19 protein-coding genes are annotated in these 22356 nt (G+C 50.9%); 6 read left to right on the top strand and 13 right to left on the bottom strand.

Features of this window, described 5'->3' with window-relative positions; translation table 11 throughout:
- Positions 1 to 133: 133 nt before the first annotated feature.
- On the top strand, positions 134 to 646 hold the full coding sequence (locus ACR8BN_RS19730; RefSeq protein ID WP_039389900.1) for a hypothetical protein: 513 nt from the start codon (positions 134 to 136) through the stop codon (positions 644 to 646).
- A gap of 94 nt (positions 647 to 740) precedes the next feature.
- On the opposite strand, the gene ACR8BN_RS19725 is transcribed toward ACR8BN_RS19730, so the two are convergent.
- From ACR8BN_RS19725 to ACR8BN_RS19710, 4 genes are all read right to left on the bottom strand, one after another.
- Positions 741 to 2078 carry an ABC transporter ATP-binding protein gene (locus tag ACR8BN_RS19725; protein ID WP_081325965.1) on the bottom strand — a complete coding sequence of 446 codons (1338 nt, stop codon included), beginning with the start codon at positions 2076 to 2078 and terminating at the stop codon, positions 741 to 743.
- A gap of 11 nt (positions 2079 to 2089) precedes the next feature.
- Positions 2090 to 3826, bottom strand: a complete 1737-nt coding sequence (locus ACR8BN_RS19720) for an ABC transporter permease (protein ID WP_083069733.1) — start codon at positions 3824 to 3826, stop codon at positions 2090 to 2092.
- Positions 3827 to 4086: 260 nt separating this feature from the next.
- On the bottom strand, positions 4087 to 4302 hold the full coding sequence (locus tag ACR8BN_RS19715; RefSeq protein ID WP_083069735.1) for a YdgH/BhsA/McbA-like domain containing protein: 216 nt from the start codon (positions 4300 to 4302) through the stop codon (positions 4087 to 4089).
- A gap of 787 nt (positions 4303 to 5089) precedes the next feature.
- On the bottom strand, positions 5090 to 5953 hold the full coding sequence (locus ACR8BN_RS19710) for an alpha/beta fold hydrolase (RefSeq protein ID WP_434747756.1): 864 nt from the start codon (positions 5951 to 5953) through the stop codon (positions 5090 to 5092).
- Positions 5954 to 6128: 175 nt separating this feature from the next.
- Between ACR8BN_RS19710 and ACR8BN_RS19705 the strand changes: the two genes are divergently transcribed.
- Positions 6129 to 6530 (top strand): VOC family protein, encoded by a 402-nt coding sequence (locus ACR8BN_RS19705; RefSeq protein WP_031593814.1) that lies wholly within the window; start codon positions 6129 to 6131, stop codon positions 6528 to 6530.
- Between the two features lie 206 nt (positions 6531 to 6736).
- Here ACR8BN_RS19705 and fetB read toward each other — a convergent pair whose 3' ends face one another.
- The 4 genes from fetB to ACR8BN_RS19685 all read right to left on the bottom strand — a co-directional run bounded on the left by fetB (position 6737) and on the right by ACR8BN_RS19685 (position 10752).
- A complete protein-coding gene (fetB, locus tag ACR8BN_RS19700) occupies positions 6737 to 7516 on the bottom strand; it encodes an iron efflux ABC transporter permease subunit FetB (protein WP_039389894.1) in 780 nt (259 codons plus the stop codon).
- Entirely contained in the window at positions 7503 to 8171 is a 669-nt protein-coding gene (gene fetA / locus ACR8BN_RS19695; RefSeq protein WP_434747755.1) for an iron efflux ABC transporter ATP-binding subunit FetA, read from the bottom strand. The genes fetB and fetA overlap by 14 nt, the downstream gene beginning before the upstream one ends.
- Positions 8172 to 8474: 303 nt before the next feature.
- Positions 8475 to 8963, bottom strand: coding sequence for a hypothetical protein (locus tag ACR8BN_RS19690; RefSeq protein ID WP_039389890.1), 489 nt, complete (start codon positions 8961 to 8963; stop codon positions 8475 to 8477).
- 430 nt (positions 8964 to 9393) lie between these two features.
- On the bottom strand, positions 9394 to 10752 hold the full coding sequence (locus ACR8BN_RS19685; protein ID WP_434747754.1) for an esterase-like activity of phytase family protein: 1359 nt from the start codon (positions 10750 to 10752) through the stop codon (positions 9394 to 9396).
- A gap of 802 nt (positions 10753 to 11554) precedes the next feature.
- On the opposite strand from ACR8BN_RS19685, the gene ACR8BN_RS19680 reads away from it, so the two are divergent.
- The 3 genes from ACR8BN_RS19680 (at position 11555) to ACR8BN_RS19670 (ending at position 15061) form a co-directional block, all read left to right on the top strand.
- Positions 11555 to 11920 carry a hypothetical protein gene (locus tag ACR8BN_RS19680; RefSeq protein WP_083069746.1) on the top strand — a complete coding sequence of 122 codons (366 nt, stop codon included), beginning with the start codon at positions 11555 to 11557 and terminating at the stop codon, positions 11918 to 11920.
- A 37-nt stretch (positions 11921 to 11957) separates the two neighbouring features.
- Positions 11958 to 14027, top strand: a complete 2070-nt coding sequence (locus ACR8BN_RS19675; RefSeq protein WP_227438772.1) for a pyrroloquinoline quinone-dependent dehydrogenase — start codon at positions 11958 to 11960, stop codon at positions 14025 to 14027.
- A gap of 686 nt (positions 14028 to 14713) precedes the next feature.
- Positions 14714 to 15061 (top strand): hypothetical protein, encoded by a 348-nt coding sequence (locus ACR8BN_RS19670; RefSeq protein ID WP_064703967.1) that lies wholly within the window; start codon positions 14714 to 14716, stop codon positions 15059 to 15061.
- Between the two features lie 163 nt (positions 15062 to 15224).
- On the opposite strand, the gene ACR8BN_RS19665 is transcribed toward ACR8BN_RS19670, so the two are convergent.
- Both ACR8BN_RS19665 and ACR8BN_RS19660 read right to left on the bottom strand, forming a co-directional pair.
- Positions 15225 to 16568: an MFS transporter gene (locus ACR8BN_RS19665; protein WP_083069750.1), complete on the bottom strand. Its 1344-nt coding sequence runs from the start codon at positions 16566 to 16568 to the stop codon at positions 15225 to 15227.
- Positions 16569 to 17050: 482 nt separating this feature from the next.
- Positions 17051 to 18214 carry a mandelate racemase/muconate lactonizing enzyme family protein gene (locus ACR8BN_RS19660; protein ID WP_434747753.1) on the bottom strand — a complete coding sequence of 388 codons (1164 nt, stop codon included), beginning with the start codon at positions 18212 to 18214 and terminating at the stop codon, positions 17051 to 17053.
- A gap of 191 nt (positions 18215 to 18405) precedes the next feature.
- On the opposite strand from ACR8BN_RS19660, the gene ACR8BN_RS19655 reads away from it, so the two are divergent.
- Complete coding sequence (locus ACR8BN_RS19655; protein WP_434747752.1) at positions 18406 to 19332, top strand: LysR family transcriptional regulator; 927 nt, start codon at positions 18406 to 18408, stop codon at positions 19330 to 19332.
- Between the two features lie 210 nt (positions 19333 to 19542).
- Here ACR8BN_RS19655 and ACR8BN_RS19650 read toward each other — a convergent pair whose 3' ends face one another.
- The 3 genes from ACR8BN_RS19650 to ACR8BN_RS19640 all read right to left on the bottom strand — a co-directional run bounded on the left by ACR8BN_RS19650 (position 19543) and on the right by ACR8BN_RS19640 (position 22346).
- Entirely contained in the window at positions 19543 to 20466 is a 924-nt protein-coding gene (locus tag ACR8BN_RS19650; RefSeq protein ID WP_031591677.1) for a substrate-binding domain-containing protein, read from the bottom strand.
- Positions 20467 to 20553: 87 nt separating this feature from the next.
- Positions 20554 to 21333 (bottom strand): TIM barrel protein, encoded by a 780-nt coding sequence (locus ACR8BN_RS19645; RefSeq protein ID WP_182686924.1) that lies wholly within the window; start codon positions 21331 to 21333, stop codon positions 20554 to 20556.
- Entirely contained in the window at positions 21333 to 22346 is a 1014-nt protein-coding gene (locus ACR8BN_RS19640) for a Gfo/Idh/MocA family oxidoreductase (protein ID WP_115758100.1), read from the bottom strand. Before ACR8BN_RS19640 ends, ACR8BN_RS19645 begins: the two co-directional genes overlap by 1 nt.
- Positions 22347 to 22356: the final 10 nt, after the last annotated feature.

Below are 22356 nucleotides of genomic sequence, written 5' to 3'. Positions count from 1 at the left end.
AGAAAGACCGACGTGATAACCTTCGAAGATACGACAATTACGCCTGACGTTTGGTTTACCATGAGAACTAACCGGTTCAGGGAACTGCCGCTCATCAGCGCCACATACTTAAGACTCAGGGAGAGAGTTGCCAATGGATACCTATTCAACCCGCCGTTTCGTGCTGATAATTACCGGAGTGCTGGGCTGCATATTTACTTTTTTTGTGTGGCGCAATGAAATTGACCGCAATACATTTCTTACTCAATCCACTCTTGATGCACTATGGAGTGCCGTCCTGCCTCTGGGACTGTCTATTTTTTTAATTATTAAAAAATGGGGTAAAGGTGAGGCTGTCAACGGCATAAAGAATAACATCAAACTTTTCGCAGGGTCAGTTCTGTTGGTTACCTTTTTTAGCTATATGCTGCTGACCACGGTTATCTGGCTACTTCCGGGCACCCTCAGCAACTATACCGCTTATAGCGAGTTTTCGGGCGGCGGGCGTCACGACTGTTCGGGTGTTGAGGTTAACGACCCGGACCTGCAAAGACGGATAAAAGTCTGTGAACCCGTGGGCAATTATTTTGCCGGCGGAACGGTTCGCGTGACTAAACGAAGCAATGCGGCAGGCATGAGCATTGTTAACGCTAAAATCAAAGAGTAAACGTCATTACGCAGCTCAGGGCCTGAGTAACTTCAGGCCCACACATAAACCGCATGATTTCTTTAAACAACAGCCGTCATTCTTTTGTTAAAACTCAGAACTCCACATCTTCCAGGCTGAAGATTTCAGTCTGATCATTGTAGGAAAAGATTTCAGCGTATCTACCCCAGTTAATCACGCTATTCAGAGTCTCTTCAGCGGCGCTGTCAGAGAGAAAATCTTCAAGCTCCTGCTCAAAACGCAAACGTGGCGCACGATGTCCTGGACGTTCATCCAGGACATTTTTTATCAGCGCCGCCAGCGGGACGTAACGCAAAAGATGAGAAGCAAACATCACTTTACGCGGTTGTGTATCTGCCCCAGCAAAGATTCGCGCTGGTGGAGTAAGGACGATATCCCCTTCACTGACATCGGCAAATCCCAATGCCTGAAGCATCTCTGCAATCGGAAATAATTCATCTACTTCAAGATGCAGTGAACGGGCCACATCCGGCATATCCGCCCTGCCGTGATACGGTGCCGCCGCAAGCGTTTCAATCAGACCGGCTATAATGTTGGTCGATACCTGAGGCAGGCGGGCGCCTAAGGTCAGGCTCTTTTTAACTGGGTCATTAACTGATTTGGCCGTCATTCGCGTATAGACCTCATCGACCAGACGGCGGAATGACGGATCCAGTCGATTACGCGGATGCTTAAACGGTACCGTGATCTCGGCCATCACCCGCCCAGGGTTTGAAGACAACACCAGAATTCTGTCACACATCAATACGGCTTCTTCGATGTTATGCGTGACGATGAGTACCGACTTCATAGGCACCTGCCCTTCATTCCACAAATCCAGTAGATCAGTACGCAGCGTCTCAGCGGTCAGTACATCCAGCGCAGAGAAAGGCTCATCCATCAGCAATAGCACCGGTTCAACTACCAGCGCGCGCGCAAAACCTACACGCTGACGCATGCCTCCAGACAATTCTCGCGGGTAGGCGTTTTCATAACCATCCAGACCGATTAAATCTATGGCAGCCAGGGCGCGTGTTCTGCGGTCCAATGCGTTAACACCCAGCGCCTCCAGTCCCGCTTCCACATTCTGCAGAACGGTCAGCCAGGGAAATAATGCAAAGGTCTGGAATACCATTGCCACCCCTTTGGCCGGACCGTTAAGCGGCTTGCCGAGATAGTCAACCGAACCTGCTCCTGGGTTAATCAGTCCTGAGATAATACGTAGTAATGTCGATTTACCTGAGCCTGACCGCCCGAGCAAACCCACGATCTCGCCTTCCTTCAGGGTGATATTGACATCATCGAGGATGAGCAACTCTTCATGATTGGTCGCGTAGCCGTGTTTAATTCCCTTAACAGAGAGGACAGTAGCGCTACCTTCTGCTTTTGTTTTGGACACATCTGTGTTCTTTAATGCCTGGCTGTTTATCATCTGAATTCCCCTTAGTTTGCCCGATATTTTGATTCACCGAATTTGTACAAAGGTCGCCACAGCAGACGATTGAACAGCGTGACAAACAGCGACATAACGGCTATGCCCAGAATTATTTTTGGGAAATCCCCGGCGACAGTCATCTGCGCAATATAAGAGCCCAGGCCATGTGCTTTAACCTGGGTGCTTCCCCACTGCACAAATTCCGACACGATACTGGCGTTCCACGCCCCACCTGACGCAGTAATAGCGCCTGTTATGTAGTATGGGAAAATGGCTGGCAGCATCACCTGACGCCACCATTGCCAGCCACGGATATGGAAGTTGGTCGCGGCTTCCTTGTAGTCATTAGGAAAGGCCGTGGTGCCTGCGATGACATTGAAAAGGATGTACCATTGAGTGCCCAGAATGATCAGCGGTGAGAGCCAGATGTCCGGATTAAGATCAAAATGGACAATCACGATCACGAAGACCGGGAACATCAAATTTGCCGGAAACGCGGCCAGAAACTGAGCAACCGGCTGGATTTTTGCTGCCAGCGCAGGCCGCAGGCCGATCATCACCCCAAGCGGCACCCATACCAGTGATGAAATGATAATCAGCAGGGTGACGCGTAATAGCGTAATCAGCCCTGCGGTAAAGACATGGCTGACATCGTCCAGGGTGATCTCGCCATGCATATAGGCGATCACCCGGTAGCCGACATAGAGTGTGACGCTAATAACCAGTGCGCCCCAGCATAGATCTGCCAGGCGTGAGGCACTTTGAATGTTCTTTTCCGGCGGCAACTGCCTTACGACAGGCCAGCGCCAGCCGATGCGCGCAATCGTGGAAAATAACAGGCGGAGCGGTTTGATCAACTGCTGAATCAGCCGGGTTCGGCGTATCAGGTCGCGCACCCAGGATGTTGGCGCGCGATCCGAACGGGTATTTTCCATTCGAAACTTGTCAGCCCACGCCACAAGCGGCCGGAACAGCAACTGATCATAGGCCAGAATCACAATCACCATCGTGAGCAACACCCAGCCTATGGCGTGAATATCTTTATGCAGAATAGCCTGAGCCAGATAGCCGCCTACGCCGGGCAGTGTATAAGCGTTATTGCCCACGGTGATTGCTTCGGAGGCCACGATAAAGAACCAGCCACCAGACATTGACATCATCATGTTCCAGACCAGCCCCGGAACGGCAAAAGGCACGTCCAGTTTCCAGAAACGTTGCCATGCTGTCAGATGGAAACTGCGGGAAACCTCCACCAAATCCGCAGGTACGGTGCGTAAGGATTGATAGAAGCTAAAAGTCATGTTCCATGCCTGGCTGGTGAACAATGCGAAGATCGCCGCCAGCTCGACGCCCAGTACCTGTCCAGGAAACAGCGCAATAAAGAACGTCACGGTAAAAGAGATATAGCCCAGCACCGGAACGGATTGCAGAATATCGAGAATGGGTACCAATATTTTTTCAGCACGGCGGCTTTTGGCAGCCAGCGTGCCATAAATCAGACTAAATAGCAGTGAAGCCAGCATGGCCACCAGCATGCGCAACGTGGTTCGCAGGGCGTAATCGGGTAAATTCACAGGGTTAAGAGAAATAACCTGAGTTTTTAAACTTTCAATCGGCAACAACGTTTGATCAAAACCAACCGCCGCCATCGCTATCAAGCCGATAATCAGCGGAAATGCCACAACATCCCAGGCATTTAGCATCAAACGCCTGTTGGCAGCAAGCATTGTAAACCTGAAGTTCATAGGGACTCTCTTTTACTCATCGCTGGAGTGTAAGAAGTAATGCAAGAACATGATTATCAGGCAGGCTGATTAAACGCATCGTTGACCAAAACTCTTTTTAGATTAATTTTTTGTTACAGGAGGCTGTGGCCAGGCTTATCAAGAGAGGGAATAGTCAGGATGTGTGTCAGGAAAATAAAATGCAGAAACGCCGATCACCGGAAATGATCGGCATTAATATTGCTACCGCTTTATCGGAGATTTCATCTGGCAAAGCAGTTTTATTTGTAAAGCTCAGCAGTCATGTGCACGCGATTATTAGTACTGGCCTCCAGAATTTTATACTGCTCATTCTGGGAACGGGCCTGAGCGGCAATTTTTGCCTGTGCACCGTCCATGGTTAATGAGGTAACAGAAATGGTCTGACCCAGGCTGCCAAAGGAAACCAGAGAGAGTGCAGCGACAGTAGCAAGTGACAGATTTTTGACAGTTTTCATCGATATAATCCTTCACGTTTTGGATTGAAAAACTTATTGTCTGCGACGAGCAAATAATAATCATTGTGTTTATGACCGTGTAACCAAAATGTGCTTTAATTGTTAAACCCCCTTTCAATCTGGCGTTCGGCTTAAGGGTTACTCCGCAGAGTTATCAACGCTATCGCTTCCCTGCCAGTTAATACGGCTGAGAGTAGCCGTTGCGAGACTGGGCGGTGGCAGGCAGCAATAACGATACAGCGGTGAATGATGTCAATGGCGGAAATGCCGACGCTGGGGCTATTATTGTGGTATGTCAGAACAACCCATGCTCTGCGTGAGAGCAATCTCAATATATGAAAAGCGGCAATGCGTACTATAGCTTATTATTTCTTCAAACCTGTGAGCGGTTCATTAAATGTAATGAAACATCAATTATTTTTACATCCTCATGCGTGTTAAGAAAAATAGATCATGGTATGAATATTTTCCCTGAAGTAATAACAGATTGCAGGCTCATCATGAAAACAGTGAAGGCTTATACCCTGGATGATGCACGTCTTAAGTTAACCAGCGGAAACTATAAAGGCATACTTATCGATTTTGACATCAGCGCAGATGAGTTCTTTCTACTTTTTAACGAGTGGAGAGGAAAAAACGCGATAATAGAAAAGGTAGGTAGTCGATTTTTGATAAATAATACGATTACGAATAAAACGTTCATATAATTGATAAATTAATTTTCTTTTACGAATTAATTTATCAGTCGTTCTGTACTGACGGCTTCCGGCTGCCTGAGGCGAGAATGTTAACTCTTCTGCGACATAAAGTAGCGGAGTTCTGCCGTAACTTCTTCTGGTGCCTCTTCAGCCATATGGTGACCGCTGGCTATCGCTTTACCCCGAACATGCGGTGCCCAGGATTTCCAGATGCCCAATACGTCGCCGTAAATATCTTCCAGATCATCATATTTTGACCATAAACAGAGCGTCGGGCATTCAATCAATCGCCCATTCTGACGATCATAAAGCTCATGCTCTTTGTCTATAGTAAGACCGGCACGATAATCCTCGATCATTCCATGTACAGTCTCCGGATCGTGTATAGCTCGCCTGAATTCAATGTATTCATCATTCCCCATTGTTTCGGGCTGGCCTCCATACCACTTATCTGGATCGGCTAAAATTGCCAGCTCGGGTTTTTCAGGCTGAGCGAAGAAGAACCAGTGATACCACTGTCGGGCAAACTTCTCATTACACCGGTTGAGCGCTTCAAGTATGGGTATACAATCCATTACAGCAAGTCGTGTAATTCGCTCAGGGTAATCAAGTGCGGCCCTATATGCTGTATAACTACCTCTGTCATGTCCCACCAGCGCGAATTGATCAAAACCTAACTGGCTCATCAACTCAATACAATCTTTCGCTTTAGCTCGCTTAGAAGAACCAGCATGATTCGGCTCATCAGCAGGTTTAGATGAGCGGCCAAATCCCCTTAAATCGGGACAAACCACGGTAAAAGATTTGGCAAGTTGCGGGGCCACCTTTGACCAGGTTACGTGGGTACGGGGGTGACCATGCAACAGCAAAACCGGAGGGCCATTACCTCCATAGCGAACATTTAGCACTGCTTCAGAAAGTCTGATTTGTGTATGAGTAAATCCCTCAAACATTTTTTGATACCCGCGCCATGAATTTATAAAAATTATAGGCTGATGACAGCTGATGTATCTTTAATGCAACGGCTGAATACCGTAATGACTGAATCAATTCACCCAACTCCGGGATTCTCGTTTGTGTTAAAACAATGTTTCAAGGCAACCAGGCCTGAAACATGACGGAGCAGAAATGAGAACGCAGAAGCGATGTATGGGATATGTGGCCATCGTGGTTGATGACTATGATCGGGCAATTGAGTATTACACCGAAAAGCTGGGTTTTACCCTTGTTGAGGATACACCGCAGCCAGGTAAACGCTGGGTTGTAGTTACACCTGACCCTGAAAGCGACTGCAATCTTCTTCTGGCTCGCGCTTCAAATGAAAGACAGGAAGGTTTTATTGGCAATCAGTGCGGCGGAAGAGTATTCCTTTTTCTGCAGACGGATGACTTCTGGCGAGACTACAAAGCCATGAAATCGAAAGGGGTTACATTCTCCCAGGAGCCTCGTGAAGAGGAGTACGGAACCGTGGTGGTATTTGAAGATCTGTACGGCAACCGCTGGGACCTTTATCAGAACAGGCAGAATTAAACACCAATGCCAGTTGTGTATCAGGCATTCAGATGAACAATCAAAGCACGAACCCTGCAGGGATATTTCAGATTCAGCGGGGAGTTTTTTGCAGCATCCCCTGAGCACTCTGCTGTCAGTTAAGCGCTCGCAAGCAACCGAGTGCGTCTGATAACAGACTTACTTTCCTCACCAGCTATAACCTTCAGATCCGCCAATCAGTTTCACTAATCCAGCGATCTATCCGATATTTTTAGCTGCGCCCTGGCATTATAAAAACGACGATAGGATAAATAGACAGCAATGATCGTTGACAGACTGGCAGTCCCTATCAGCATAAACGTGACCATAATCTGATACTTAATCGCCTTGAGCGGATCTATTCCGGCGAAAATTAGTCCGGACATCATCCCTGGCAGGCTGACCAGTCCGACAGTTTTGGCAGCGTCCACCGTCGGCATCATGGCTGTACGAATGCTGTCAGCAATGATGCGGCCCGATGCCAGCTTCACCGATGCGCCAAGGCTCAGCATCTCCATAATTTTCTGCTGGTTGTCGCTGAAGCGCTGGTTCAGGTTGCTGTAACAGAGCCCTACTGCAACCATGGCATTACCGGCGATCATGCCCGTGATGGGAATAACCTGCATCGGAACAAACGCTATCGCCCCGCTCAGCACCAGAATCGTAAGCGTGATGAGGGTGCCACTAAAAATAGCGACAAACGATATCGTAAAGGCGTTATCAATATTTCGACCGCGTTTACGGGCGTTGGTCGCGGCATTAACGCAGATAAACAGCACCATCAGTACCGTCAGCCATCTATTATTAACATCGAAAATCGACTTCAATACAAAGCCGACAATCACCAGCTGAATTATCGCCCGGGATACACTCCAGAGAATATCTTTGCTCATGCCGAGCTTTTCTTTCTGGCTGATAAGCAGCGCTATAACGACCAGCGTCAGTGACAGCAACAGCGAGGTGTCACTGATATTATGCTGATTCACGCTTATTCTCCTTTTCTGGCGGCTCAAGGCGAAGCACCTGCTCAGCCTGCTGAATATCGTTAACATCATGGCTGATCCGCACCACGGCTACCTTTTCTTCAGCTGAGATCCGGTTAATCAATGAAAGTACTGACAGCCTGTTCTCTTCATCAAGGGCGCTGGTGACTTCATCCAGCAACAGCACCTCAGGCATAAACTGCAAATTGCGTAGTAGTCCGACACGCTGCTTTTCTCCGCCTGAAAGTTGTTCAACAGGTTTATTCAGCATATCCGGAGAGAGATTTACGCTTTCCAGCGCAGCAACAAGTTTATCCCGCTGAGGTTTCTGACGGCGTATCTGCCATGGCAGCGCCAGGTTGTCATATACCGTCTGACCAAACAGTTGCGGCGTCTGAAAACAGTACGAGACCTGCTGGCGATAGGCCTCTGCTTTTAGCGTGGTGACCTCACTGTTCCTGAAAAAAAGTTGCCCGGAGGTGGGGGTAATCAGCGAAGCAAGGATTTTGAGGAAGGTACTTTTTCCGCTTCCGGATGGGCCGGTCAGCAAGACGCAATCACCCTGATATAACTGCAGGGAGACCGGTTTCAGTAGCTGACGATCCCCGACTGAAAAAGCGACGTTCTGCACATCCAGCAGGGGTGAAACTCTGTCCATATTTACGCCTCAGGACCTGACATAATGAGTGTTGGCATTATCAAAAAAAGCAGGAGTTACCCTTCACAGGCAGATTACCGGTTCTGCCTGTTGCAGCGCGCTCACACTGCTGGCGTGGGCGCGGCAGGGCAAATGTACATCAGGCTATGAAATATAAAGCATTTAATTGCGGCTATGCATTTTCTGAGTAAAAAAATAAATGCGTGAAGGTGTGCGCCAGCCAAAACTTAATACGATCCTGAGCGAGGAACGTGGCAGGCACCGGTTTTGGATCAGAGTGGCAGACCCGCTGCCACCCGACAATTATTTGTTTTCCCAGCTGGTAGAAACCGGGTTGGTTACGGTGTTTTTTTCCTGAGTATAGGTGCCGTTCTGCTGCGCAATGGCTTCACCCGTATCCACAATTGCATTCTGAATAAAGACGTTCTGCCCGTCACCCCTGATAAAGGTTAACTGATGAAAAGCGGTTTTATTGCCCCAGTCAGCAGAAGGCAGAGAGATAAAACGCACGGTGAAAGTTTCATCATCAAACTTGCCCTGCATAACGTAAACGCCGTAGTGGTTTTCACCCTGAGAAATGATTTTATAGGTGCCGTTGTCGTAATAATAAATCTCAGCATCCGGAAACGGCTTTTTGTCATACATTTTTCGGTAGTGCAGCACCTGTTTGATAGTGGGCTGGCCGAAGCTGACGGCGAGGTTTTTACCCTCTGCCGACGTCGTCAGACCTTCAGCGTGAACACTGCTCATCAGCATTAACAGACTTGTAGCGGCCATTGCGGTTGCTTTCACTCTCTTTCTCCTCCGCGGATTATGGGGACAACAAACGTATGAGACTCCAGAACTTACACGGTGGGGAGGGTCTGTTGAAGAGGCAGATAACACATTATTACACAATGTTATAATCACGCTCTGCAACCTGCCGACTTGAGCCGTAGTTGACCGGGTAGCCAGGTATCGAAAGCGCTCGGATGCAGACGGAAGCGGTTATCTAACTGAAAGTAAAAAATAAACGCCAGGCTGGCGTTTAAAGTTCGCCAGTGACGCTTAGCGCCGCAACGCGGTACAAAGGTGTTTAACTGCTTAAACGAATATCGGTCTGCTGTCATCCGCTATAACAAAACGGCGCAGACCGATCTTTCGCTGGCAAATCCGGGCTGAATCCTGCCTTTTTACAGAAAATCAGGCACTAAGCGCAGACAGCCCGGGGTAAGGAGAACGTTTATTTCAGCGGTTCCGGCAGCGTTACGATCCACAACTCGCTGTCCGACTCCGGTTTCTTCAGCGGCTTCACGCCGATCGTCGTTGCAACCGGCTTACCCTCTACAGTAAGTTCCCCCTTTTCGTTCAGCCGATAATCCTTGCGCTTCTTACCTTCCACCGGATTTTGCATGACCGTTTTCACGCCAAAGTCATTGTCATTGGTGACTGCCAGGGTTTTACTGTCGATTAGCGCCAGTCCTTCGGCCTTCTCCTGCTGCCAGCCGAGTTGACGTAAATCGACCACCAGCGTTTTAGCTGCGAGCTTAATGCCTCGCTGCGCCAGCGCTTTCTCGTCGTCAGACTCCGGATACTCACCAGGCTTATCGAATGCGGCAAGATCGGTAGCCGCACTGAGGTCCACCTTATAGATGAGGTTGCGCATCGCGTCGTTTTTATCGCTGCCTTGTTCAATCAGGAGAATATGCTGATTATCGAGCGCCACGATATCGCCAATTTTGGCGTCGCTGTTTTTACTATAAGCCTCGCTGTCGATAGGGTATCCATACATCGCGGTTTTCCCGGTCGCCGGATCGAAGCTCACCAGGCGGGTAAAGCGCGCCTGCTTTTTACTTTTACCGTTAATATCCAGCGTACTCTGCACCGCGGCTATAATACGCCCGTCCGGCATACGGGTAAGCCCTTCAAAACCACGATTAGGCTGACGCCACTTAAGAATATTAGGCAGTCCGCCCGCAATGGATTTTTCCCCTGCCATGGCCTGCGGCCCGTGAATCGCCAGAATCTTGCCATGCTGATCAACGTTTATCAGAAACGGGCCATATTCGTCGCACAACCAGAAGCCGCCCTTCCCGTCCGGCGTAATCCCTTCCGTATCCAGACCACGGTTATCGCCCTTCAGCACTTTCAGTGTGTCACTTAGCGCAATTTCATTGGTTGAGCCGATGACACCATCCTGTAGCGGCAATCCGTTAATATTGCCCTTGTCGTCATGCAGCGGTCGGGCATCCGTGGCTTCTGTTTTGCCGTTCTGCACCCGAATATTCATCAGCAGCGGAGCGAAGTCTGGCGTGACGAAAATTTTTGACTCATGTTTGCCCACATCGGGTGAGTCGGCATTCGGCCCGCGATCGGTGACGGTCGCGAAGGTGAGCGCATCCCCCTGCTTACCGGTAAACAGCAAACCGGAGCCGATTCCCACCGGCAAACCATCCGGAAACGCACTGGCGAATGCGCCGCTGTAGCTCACGCGCGTACCTTCCGGAAAACTGACGATATAGTGCTCAGCCTGAGGTTGCGCCGCAAGACCAGAAAATGAGAGCGCACAACTGATAACCAAAGAAATCGTTTTTATTTTCATAATATTAAAATCCATGAGGGAAAGCTGACAGCGTAAAGACGATAAATGACAGGAAAATGATAGGTTTGCTGCAAACCGCCCAGCAAGATGTGAACCATGGCATGTGGCACGGATCCTGAGCAGCCGGTAGTGAAATTATGAGGCACATCCCTGCAAATGAATAATCCATCGTGGACGAATACCCGCATTAACCCGCATTAAACTGATGGACACTCAATAAATCCGCACACCGGGTTTCTGAAGTGATTGATACCGCCAGATGAGCTTCTGGTGGCTAAGTGCCAGACACTGAGCATCATTGTCTGTGAGTGTGCAGTCTGGGCGGTAGGTAGAATGGATCAACCGCTTGCCCTGATGCACGTCCCGGAAAAACGCGCCTCCCGTCTTGTGCGACCTGACCGGCATCATCGGTATTCACAGCTGCGAACAGGTGCTGATATGCCTGGTGTTGATCTTCACTGCCAGCCTGATCGCAACCCGGAGCAAGGCTGATAGCCCGGAGGGCAAGAGTGCTTCTGACAAACCAGAACCGCATCAAAAATGAAAGTCTGTCTATTTCGAATCGGGTTACTTCAGTCTTTTGATCATAGGAGGCATCCATAATTACATCTTCTGACCCAATGGCGGCTCAAAAAGAGATCACCCGCCTGGAACAAAACACATAGCATCTGATTCAGCCAGCCAGCAGTGCGCTCAATTTTATGGTGCAATGTTTTTATCACTATCAGGTGAAAAAAAGCCGCACAAAACTGTCAATGCGCCATATTTAATGGCTAATCAATTTCACAAGGGATTTCCTGGTATGTTGCAATCTAAACCCTCTCGCCTGGGCAGCTTACTGCTGCTACTGGCGGCCGTGATTGGTTTCGCGGTGGCTTTGTATGCGTGGCTGACGCCACTTACCGGTGTCACTGGCACCATCGGCGCACTGGGTGTCGCAATCGCCAACGTGGTGCTGGCGTTACTGACCTTCCTTTTGCGTGGTGCATCAGGTCGCGCTGCGCGCATTACTTTAATTATTCTGACTTTGGTTGTGTTGTTCGGTATCGGTTTTGCAGCCGCACTACTGCATCAGTACATCATCACGGCAGCGATGGTGGTTGGCCTTGTTGGTCTGATTACGCTGAACAATAATTCCGTCCGCCATAACCATCGCGTCAAAGCCTGAGGAACCACTCGTGCATAACATTAAATATTTTCCAGTAATGAAAATCAGCATCACGGCCCTGGCGCTGCTGCTTAACCCGCTGACACTTCAGGCGCAGGATAAATCTGCGGAAGCCTCAATGGGCGCGCGGGAAAAAGTCAATGCAGATGCGGCTAATCAACAAGCGCCAGGAACCACAAAAACCACGAAAGATGCGTCAACGGGCAAGCGAGACGCAGAGACCGTCGCCTCTGCGACTCATCCATCGACCTCACTGGTGCCCTCTTCTGCTACCTGGGACAGCTTTCATGGCCAGCTGAACGCGCAGAAATATAGCCCTCTCACGCAGATTAATGCTGACAACGTCAGCAAATTAACGAAAATCTGGGAATTTCATACCGGCGATGTCTCGGATGGTAAAGGCGGCACGCCAGCTACCGTCTGGTCAGCCACCCCTATTTTTGCCAACCAGACACTTTACATTGGTACCCCTTTTGATCGCCTGATTGCACTCGATCCCGGTACAGGTAAAGAGAAATGGCACTATGACACTAGATCCTCACGTAAAGCGCTGACACAGCCGGTTCTGAAAAACCGTGGCGTCTCCTACTGGCAGGCTAAAAATCCGGTCGACGGGCAGGCGTGTCAGAAGATCGTTTACATGGGAACCGTGGATGGCAAGCTCTTTGCGCTCGATGCCGACTCAGGTAAGCCGTGCAACAACTTTGCAGATAATGGCATATTAGATCTCAATCAGTGGAACACCATTAACGCTAAATACCCTCTTTCTGTATTACAGCCACCAACGGTGGTTGGCAACCACCTGCTGATTGGCTGGGCGGGTAAAGACTGGGCGTATGCTGAAGCGCCTCCGGGCACCGTGTTTGCCGTCAATGCGCAGACCGGCAAGCGCGAATGGACATTTGAAGCCATTCCGGCTGACGTCCGTAAACGTACTGGTACGGCTAACGTCTGGACCCATATGTCTGCTGATGAGGCGCACGGTCTGGTTTATTTGCCTGTCTCATCCCCGTCTCCTAACTACTGGGGCGGCAACCGCACAGCGCCTATTCCGCTTGGCACCTCGACTACTGCGCTGGATATCAATACCGGTAAAGTCGTCTGGTCCCGTCAGTGGGTACATCACGACGTGTGGGATTACGACATCAACTCTGCGCCAACGCTGATGGATATCACCGTAAACGGCAAACAGATTCCGGCACTGATTCAGGCCACCAAGCAGGGCTTTTTGTTTGTGGTGAACCGTCTGACCGGCGAAGATGTCTGGCCGATTGAAGAGCGTCCGGTGCCACAGGGTGATGGCTCGGTAGAGGGCGAAGTGCTTTCGCCAACGCAGCCGTTCCCCACCAAACCGGCACCGCTGCTCGATCAGTCGAAAAAGCCAGCGATCTGGAAACTGGCGGATGTTGTGGGTGCCGGTCAGTGTTCACGACTCTGGGATAAGCTGACTTATGAAGGGATGTATACGCCGCCTACCACCAAAGGCGAAGGCGCGTTGACCTATCCGGACAGTGCAGGTGGCGTTCAGTGGGGCGGCGTCGCGTTTGATCCTCAAAAACAGATTGCGATCGTCAACACCTCTCACATTGTGCAGTATGTGAAGCTCTACAGCCGCGAAGATTATGAAAAAGCGGATAACGGTTCCGGCAATGAAAGCGGTTTTGCTCCTCAGGAAGGCGCGCCTTACGGCCTGCGCCTGATGGTTGCCAATAACTGGCTGGGCATGCCGTGCTGGCAGCCACCTTTTGGTGAAATCGTGGCGATTGATATGCATACCGGTGACGTCAAATGGCGTCGTCCTGTTGGCGCATCGCAGCAGTATGGCTTCTTTATGCCAGAAAGCTGGGGCTCCCCGACCATCGGCGGCCCGGCTGTGACAGCGGGCGGCGTGATTTTCATCGGTGCCTCAATGGATGCAAAAGTTCGGGCCTACTCTGTAGAGAGTGGTGAAGAGCTTTGGTCCGATCAGGCTGAAGCCCCTGCGGTAGCGAACCCATCAGTCTATGAGTACAAAGGCCGTCAGTATGTGGCGTTTGTCGCAGGCGGTAATACCATTCTGAAGGATCAGGTGGGCGATCAGGTGGTGGTTTACGCCTTACCTGAATAGCGGTTGAAAAAAATATGGGGCCTCGGCCCCTGATGCCAGTCAGTTAAGCGACAGTTGATAACGCAGTCTGGTGCCGCTCAGGGGCTGGCCAGGGAGGGTCGATCCCCGAACGGTTCGTCGGCGCGACGTTAAAGCCGAAGGTACCGCGTAGGCGGCGAGAGGACGGCCCGGCAGCAGCAGAGGTGCGCTGGCCCTCACTGCGGCTCGCCTGGCTTATCAGGAAAAAGTCAATTGCTATTGCTATTGCTAACGGTTCTGTTGCACGGAAAACACCTGTCTGTAAGTCAGCACCTGATTATAGATTGCTGACTACTGGTTAAACGTGACGGCAGGATTAAGAGATGAGTAATTGAAGAGCGCGAAAAATCTTAAACTTAATCTGATGTTAATCCTGTTTAGTGGCTGAAGCACAGAGCTTACGCGTTGCGTGTATTGATAAATACATTCCCGACTGGAACGATAAACCTGCCACCTTCGGGCCTTTCCTTAAGTCAAATCCGCGCCCCGCCGCCATGATTGGTTTATACCTCAGTTACTGATAGTGCCAGCTAAAACTGGAGTGAAAATAACGCGCGTTATCGTAACCTTTGAACTCTACATTTTTCATTCAAAAACAGTAACTTCTCCTCTGATTACAGTTCGCCTATGCTGGCTGCTCATTAAGTTTCACTTCAGAAGGATCTGTTATGTTTGTTGTGCCCGCATCTTACAGTGCAGAGGCTGTTCAGTGCCTTTATGAAGTCATCGGCATACTCAGCCTGAACGGCGTACGCTGCCACGTTATCTTTGACAGTCAGGCATCCCGCGCCGCAGTGATCCAGGCGGATGCGACAGAGGAACATGGCGAAATGCGCCATCCTGTGCTGGCCGTGCTGGAAATGGAACGCGTAACGAGTATCAACACCATACTGCGCATCAAATCGTTCTGGACCGATTCCGAGGGCGCTCAATCAGGTGTGGAACCAGGCACTCTGGCAAAAGCGTTGTATAAAGCGCTGACAACAAAGAAACATATCACGCTGGTGGGATTGTAGGCATTCTGAAGCCCGTAAAGTACGGGCTGTAACTGTCAGATGTTGAGAGAGATACACGCCGGGGATGAGCATGATAATTCCACAGGTGCACAAGAGTACTTAATGCTGATCCGCGCATCCTGCCTGATCGGGCGTCCGATGCCTGTGTGAAGATTCCGCTTTATTATTGACGTGTTGATACTGCTCTGTTTGAAGACACAGAGAATGCCTTGCTGAAGTCTAGGATACGTTCCTCACGTCCCACGGCAAGGGCAAACAGCACGCCACCCACAATTGAGAACAGCCCCAGAACACCCCATGCCAGCGTCATATCAGTGCCGCCACCCAGATGCTTGAGGTATCCGGCAACAAGGGGGCCGCCAAACTGTCCAATGAAGTTGCTGCATGCGCCGACAAAAGCCACCGCAGGAACCGCTTTCTTTGTCGGGAGAATTTCAGTCAGCCTGACGTAAACCAGCGGCACCAGCATCTTCATTGTCAGGCCGACAAACATGAACAAACCTATCTGAGCCCAGTAATATGACAGCGGCACAAAAGCGGCAGCCAGTAATGCCACACCACAGAGGACGGTGGGAATAGCGGCATGCAGTCGTCGCTCCTGGTTGTACTTATCTGAACGCCGGGTGATATACCAGATGCCCAGCATCGTCATCAGGAAAGGCATCCCGCTGATGAGACCAACCATAAATTCACTTAGCGTGCCATACCCTTTGAGAGCTGTCGGCAGCCAGAGCGTAAAACCGTAAGCGAGCATGCTATGCAGCGAGTAGCCGATCAGCATCAGCCAGAGGGCCGGTATTTTGAGAATGGTCCACCAGGGATCGGATTTCTCATTCCTGTAGTTTGACTGCTCAGCCGCCAGGTCTTTCTGGATATAATCCCGATCTTCGGCACTCAGCCAGCCAGCGGCCTGAATACTTTTAGGTACCAGATAAAACCAGATGATGCAGAACAGCCAGGCCGGTGCACCTTCAATCACCATCATCATGCGCCAGTTATGATGTGCGAGGATCCAGCCAGATATCGGACCGGCCAGAAACGCGCCCGCACCCAGGCTAAGATTCCAGATTCCGAATGCCCGCCCCCGTTCAGGCTTCATAAACCACTGGGCAAGGAACATGGCCGTGGCGGCCTGAATTGGACCTTCAGCGATGCCCAGTAAGAAACGGATCGCTACCAGTTCACCGAAGTTACGCGTCAGGCCAGTAAGCATTGCGCAGGCCCCAAACAGAAACAGGCTGATGCCTATTATTTTCCGTGATCCAAAACGGAGAGCCAGCCATCCTGCGGTAAATTGCGTGGCGACGTAACCCCAGGCAAAGGCGCCGCCAAGCCAGCCGGCTTCAACAGGACTCAGGCCCATTTCAGCTGTTATATGGGGCAGCGCCATACCTATATTCACCCGATCAAAAAATGAAATGGTATACATGATGAATACGGCAGGTAAAATAATTGTCCAGCGTTTATTTCCGATAAGCGCATTACCCTTGAGAGTTTTCTCACTCATAATAACTTCCTCATTTAACACTGTGGCAGGGGGAGGAAATGCTGATTTCAGATCCTTTTAAATATCAGTCAAAATTTTTTATTCATTACCCGAAGAATGTTACGGAGAAATGAGCAGTCTTAGAGCAAAAGGCGCGGATAAACAGGCAAAACTCCAGAATTAATGGTTGGTTCTAACTTACTGATATTTATAAAACTTCCAGTTCATATTTAACCCGGCAAGACTATCTGAATGTCGATAATTGAACGGATGGCTGATATACCCCCAGGCAGAGTTTATGCTTAAATCAAAGTCAGCTCTTCAACCAGAAATTATTAACAATGCTACCCTTTGCCAGTTCAATAACGCCCTCTCCTCTCAGATTCAGATAAACTTATTCTCGCTGAGGCGTCAGGTTAATTAAGAGATTGATATTTTCCCGCAGCCCCTCAGCTTAACGAGGGGCGCAGTGACATTAAACATGCCGTAATGTAAGCGGAAACTTATTCAGCCAGCGCCCGCATTTCTTTAATGAGGTCTGATTTGCCTTCGAAACCGATACCCGGCAGTTCAGGCATAATAATATGGCCATCTTCAACTTTTACCGAGTCCGGGAAACCGCCGTAAGGCTGGAACAGATCAGGATAGCTTTCGTTACCACCCAGACCGAGGCCGGCGGCGATGTTCAGGGACATCTGATGGCCGCCATGAGGTATGCAGCGTGACGGTGACCAGCCAAACTGATCCAGCACATCCAGTGTGCGCAGATACTCAACCAGCCCATAGGAGAGCGCGCAGTCAAATTGCAGATAGTCGCGATCCGGACGCATACCGCCATATCGCAGCAGGTTTCGCGCGTCCTGATGAGAAAAGAGGTTTTCGCCCGTTGCCATTGCGCCTGGATAGAACTCCGACAGGGCTGCCTGCAGAGAATAATCGAGCGGATCGCCAACCTCTTCGTACCAAAAGAGCGGATATTCACGCAGCATTTTTGCGTAGGCAATACCGGTTTCCAGATCAAAGCGACCATTAGCATCAACGGCGAGGCGCGCTTCGCTGCCGATTTCTTCCAGTACGGCCTCAATACGGCGGCGGTCTTCGTCCAGAGAGGCACCACCGATTTTCATTTTCACAACGTTATAGCCGTGGTTCAGGTAGCCGCGCATTTCCTGTCGCAGTGCGCCAAGGTCTTTACCCGGATAGTAGTAACCCCCAGCCGCATAGACGAAGACGCGCGGATTAGCCTCAACGCCCTTCATTTCGGCCAGCAGGCGGAACAGCGGCTTGTTTGCAATTTTTGCCGTTGCATCCCAGATGGCCATGTCCAGGGTTCCCACTGCAACTGAACGCTCGCCATGACCGCCAGGCTTTTCGTTGCTCATCATCACAGCCCAGACTTTATGCGGATCCAGGTTGTTACCTTTGCCATTCAGCAGGCTTTCGGGATCGGCTTCCAGGATGCGGTCACGGAAGCGTTCCCGGATGAGGCCACCCTGGCCATAACGGCCGTTAGAGTTAAAGCCGTATCCCACTACACGGTGCCCGTCGACTTCAACATCGGTCACAACGGCGACAAGGCTTGTCGTCATCTTGCTGAAATCGATGTACGCATTACGAATAGGGGAAGCAATGGGTTTGGTAATTTCTACAACATCAAGGATGCGCATGATCTCTCCGGTAGTTCTCAGTCAAAGACTGTTTTACTAAAATACCTACGCAATCAGTTATGTCATGCCATCTGTTTATCGGCATTCATCAGCATAATGAAGTGACGTAGTGTAAGGGACCTGATTGTCCTGTCTGCTATTATCCTAAGCAGTACAAGGATTCCGTTCTAATGCCAAAGAGGCAGCCTGTAATGCAAAATCGGCATCACCTGGAGTTAACCTGGCTTGAAGACTGTATTGCGCTGGCGCAATCACTCAATTTTTCCCGAGCGGCAGCTTCACGATATGTGACACAGCCTGCATTCAGCCGCAGAATCGTCTCGCTTGAAGAGTGGCTTGGCACGCCGATTTTTGAAAGAAACCGTCGGGGTGTCAGCCTGACCCGCGCCGGAGAGGTTTTCGTCAAGCAGGTGCCGGAACTTATTCGTGCGCTTTATACACTGAGGAGTGAATCTATCGAGGCCGCAGGAGAAGCCAGGCCGGATGTTATTTTTTCCGCCACGCACGCGCTGTCATTTTCTTTTTTTCCGGCACTGATGCGGAACAACGAAAAAATTGCCCGCTTCGGATCATTTCGCCTGCTGTCTGACACATTAAGTGCCTGCGAGCGCATGATTGAGAAAGGTGACGCGCAATTTCTGCTTTCTTATTACCATCCTCATATGCACATCCATCTCGATCAGTCGAAATATCTCAGCGTCCGGCTTGGACGGGAAGTTTTACAGCCGTATTCACGATGCGATCCGACAACGCGTGAGCCTCTATTCCATGCGTCAGGCGGTAAGAAGTTTCCTTTCCTCTCCTATTCTGCTGAATCCGGCCTGGGCCGCATCCTGTCTAATACCTCACAGGTTAACCGGGCCAGACGCGGAATGGATATTGCTTTCACGGCCGATCTTGCTGCCACCTTACTCGCCATGGTCAAAGCCGGAGACGGCATCGCATGGCTGCCGGAAACACTGGCAGCGTCGGATGTTGATGCTGGCTCGATTGCCGTAGCAGCTAATAAGGAGAGCGCACTCTGGATACCCATAGAGATCCGGCTGTTCAGACCCGCAGCGAGGATGTCCCGGGCGGTAGAAGCGTTGTGGGAAATTTTCTTAGATGGTCAAATCTGAGCGGAAAACCATTTTGCGCTGATCGCGACGGCATCTGAAATGAATAAAGCGAGAACACATCAGAACCGCAAACTGACAATATATGCACGCCAGCTTTCCGTTTTTAATTAAAGCGGTCCTGAACTCGCGCGCATGTCCGTTTTTGTCAGATGCGGTCATTTACTTTCATGTGAACAACAGGAGAGGTTAACGTTATTTCTGAACCAGAAATTATCCTGCATTCTCAGCAGAGAAGCTTTGGTAATTCTCAGGCGTAATCAGCTTATAAGGCACCCAGTTAAGCGTCTCAACTTTCTTCTTATCCAGCAGCGCTTTGGTCACCTGGACTGCACCCGTGGCCTGGCCTCTGGCATCCTGAAAAATAGTCAGCGCCATCTTGCCGTTTTTAATGAACTGCTGACCGTCCGGTGTTCCGTCAATACCGGCCACAAGAATTTTTTCATTCTTCGCCTGGCTTAACGCCATGATGGCACCGATTGCCATCTCATCGTTATTTGCGGCGATGGCATCAATCGGACGCTGATTCAGCAGCCAGCCTGACACGACATCTACCGCTTCATTGCGCTGCCATTTCGCCGTCTGTTTCTCAATGACTTTCATGTTCTTATATTTGCTGATAACGGCTTCCACAGCGCGGGTGCGCTCACGTGCCTCTTCATTCGACAGTGCCCCCATCAGAATGGCCACATTGCCTTTGTAGTTCATTTTTTTTGCCAGTGCTTCCATCTGCATTTCACCACCCAGCGCCGAATCAGAGCCGACGTACGCCATGTTTTCGGGCAATTTCACTTCCGGTTTCCGGTTCACAAAAACCAGCGGAATACCGGCCTTTTTTGCAGCGTTGATCATCGGTAAAACGCCCTGGGTATCGACCGGATTAAGAATAATGGCGTCTACGCCCTGGTTGATAAAGTCATCTACCTGCTGCACCTGCAGCGCGACATCACCTTTCGCATCGACAAACTGGCTGTTGAGCTGGCTGGCTTTCAGCTCCTGTTGCATGCGGGTACGAAGAATAGAGACAAAGTTAAGATCGAAGTTAGCCAGCGCGACGCCAACGGTGAGGGTTTTGGCGTTGACACCGACACTAAACAGCAGGACGCATAGGCAAAGAAGGAGGTTTCTGATGTTCATAGTGTGTTCCTGTAGGGTTGAGGTTGTTATTGTTTTCATTAAATTTATTTTGCGTCGGGCAACAGGCAGATACCCGACGCACTGCGCTTACAACGTAAAGTGATCGCGGAACTGCTGGATAGCCGCTGTGCTATCGCCACTGGCCCAGCCTTCCATGGCTACTGTGCCGCTGTAACCCATCTCCTGTAGGGTCCGGGCGATAGCACGGTAATTGATCTCCCCGGTGCCCGGCTGCTGGCGGCCAGGTACATCGGCAACCTGGATTTCTCCGATAGCGGAGCCGCAGCGCCGCAGCAATTCAATCAGATTGCCTTCGCCAATTTGTGCATGGTAGAGATCCAGATTCATCTTCAGCGCCGGGCTGTTTACCGCTTCGACCAGCGCCAGCGTCTCAGACGCCAGGGCAAAGGGTGTGCCTGGATGATCGACCGGCAGGTTAAGGTTTTCGAGAGTGAAAACCCGCCCGGCTCGTTCGCCGAGAAGCGCAACCTGCCGCAACGTATCGGCGGCCTTCAGCCACATTGCGCCCGTTACCGTTGTCACGGGTTTTACCGGCAGACCGCGTTCGTCAAGCCCGGTGCCATGCAGATTCAGTACCGGACAGCCGAGACGTGCAGCTACGGCCAGCGACGCTTCAGCGCTTTGCAGCAGCTGCTGGATTTCCGTCTCATCCGTCAGATTACCGCTCAGATAACCGGTCATAGAGGTAAAGCGTGCACCGGTCGCGACCAGCGCATCGATATCCTTGCTGGCCCATCCCCAGATTTCGACGCCAAAACCCAGTTCATGAATGCGTTTTACGCGCTCAACAAACGGCAGTTCCAGAAATACCATTTCAGCGCATACGGAAAGTTGATAACCGGTCATCAGCGAACTCCCAGCTTAACGGGCAGGTTGCGCTGCACGGATTCGATACAGGCCAGCGCGATTTCCAGCGCGTTTCGCGCGTCTTCGCCGGTGGCGCGGGGCGTTTCACCGCTGCGGATACAGCGGGCAAACTCACTCATTTCTGCCACGTACGCTTCGCGCAGCAGATCTGAATCCAGTCGTGACGTTTCCACCGCAATTCCACTGGCGGTGTAACGCACGCAGTGATTGGCATTGATGTGGCCCGCCTGAAGCATGCCTTTACTGCCAAAGACCTCGCCACGCACGTCGTAGCCATACACCGCCTGAAAGTTCGCCTCAGCAATCGCGATGGCGCCGTTATCAAAGCGAATAGTGACAACCGAGGTATCCAGCAGACCTTTATCTTTGAAATCTGGCCGCACCAGTGCATCTGCCAGCGCATAGACTTCAACCGGCTTCGCGCCGTGATTGAAGTGCAGCAGGGTGTCAAAATCGTGAATGAGGGTTTCAAGGAAAATTGTCCACTGCGGAATCGGGGCGGGATCGTTCAGGCCCGGGTCACGGGTTACAGATCGGCTGAGCTGCGTCGACCCATTCTCGCCGTTTTTCACCGCCGCAATCGCCGCCGCAAAGCCGGAATCAAAGCGGCGATTAAAGCCTACCTGTAACACAACGCCTGCCTGTTTTGCCGCCGCGATAGCGCGATCGGCCTCCTCCAGCGTCACAGCCATCGGCTTTTCACAGAACACATGTTTGCCGGCATTGGCCGCAGCGATCACCCACTCTGCATGTGTCCGGGCAGGAGCCGCAATCGCAATGGCGTCAATTTCATCATCCTGCAGCAGCGCATGCAGATCGCTGTACGCTTTGCTGACCCCAAGCCGGCTGGCGAGCTTTTCCGCCGCGCCGGGGAACGGATCGGCCACGGCTGCCAGGGTGGCGCCAGGCACGCGCCAGGCCAGATTTTCGGCATGAAAACTGCCCATGCGGCCTGCGCCAATTAAACCCACACGCACTGTTTGATGGTTCATAAAAACTCCT

The sequence above is a fragment of the Pantoea sp. Lu_F5_004 genome, from assembly GCF_051136245.1.
GTDB lineage: Bacteria > Pseudomonadota > Gammaproteobacteria > Enterobacterales > Enterobacteriaceae > Pantoea > Pantoea agglomerans.
Note: the sequence above shows the minus strand (reverse complement) of the source record. Positions and strands in the feature narration are given on the sequence as shown.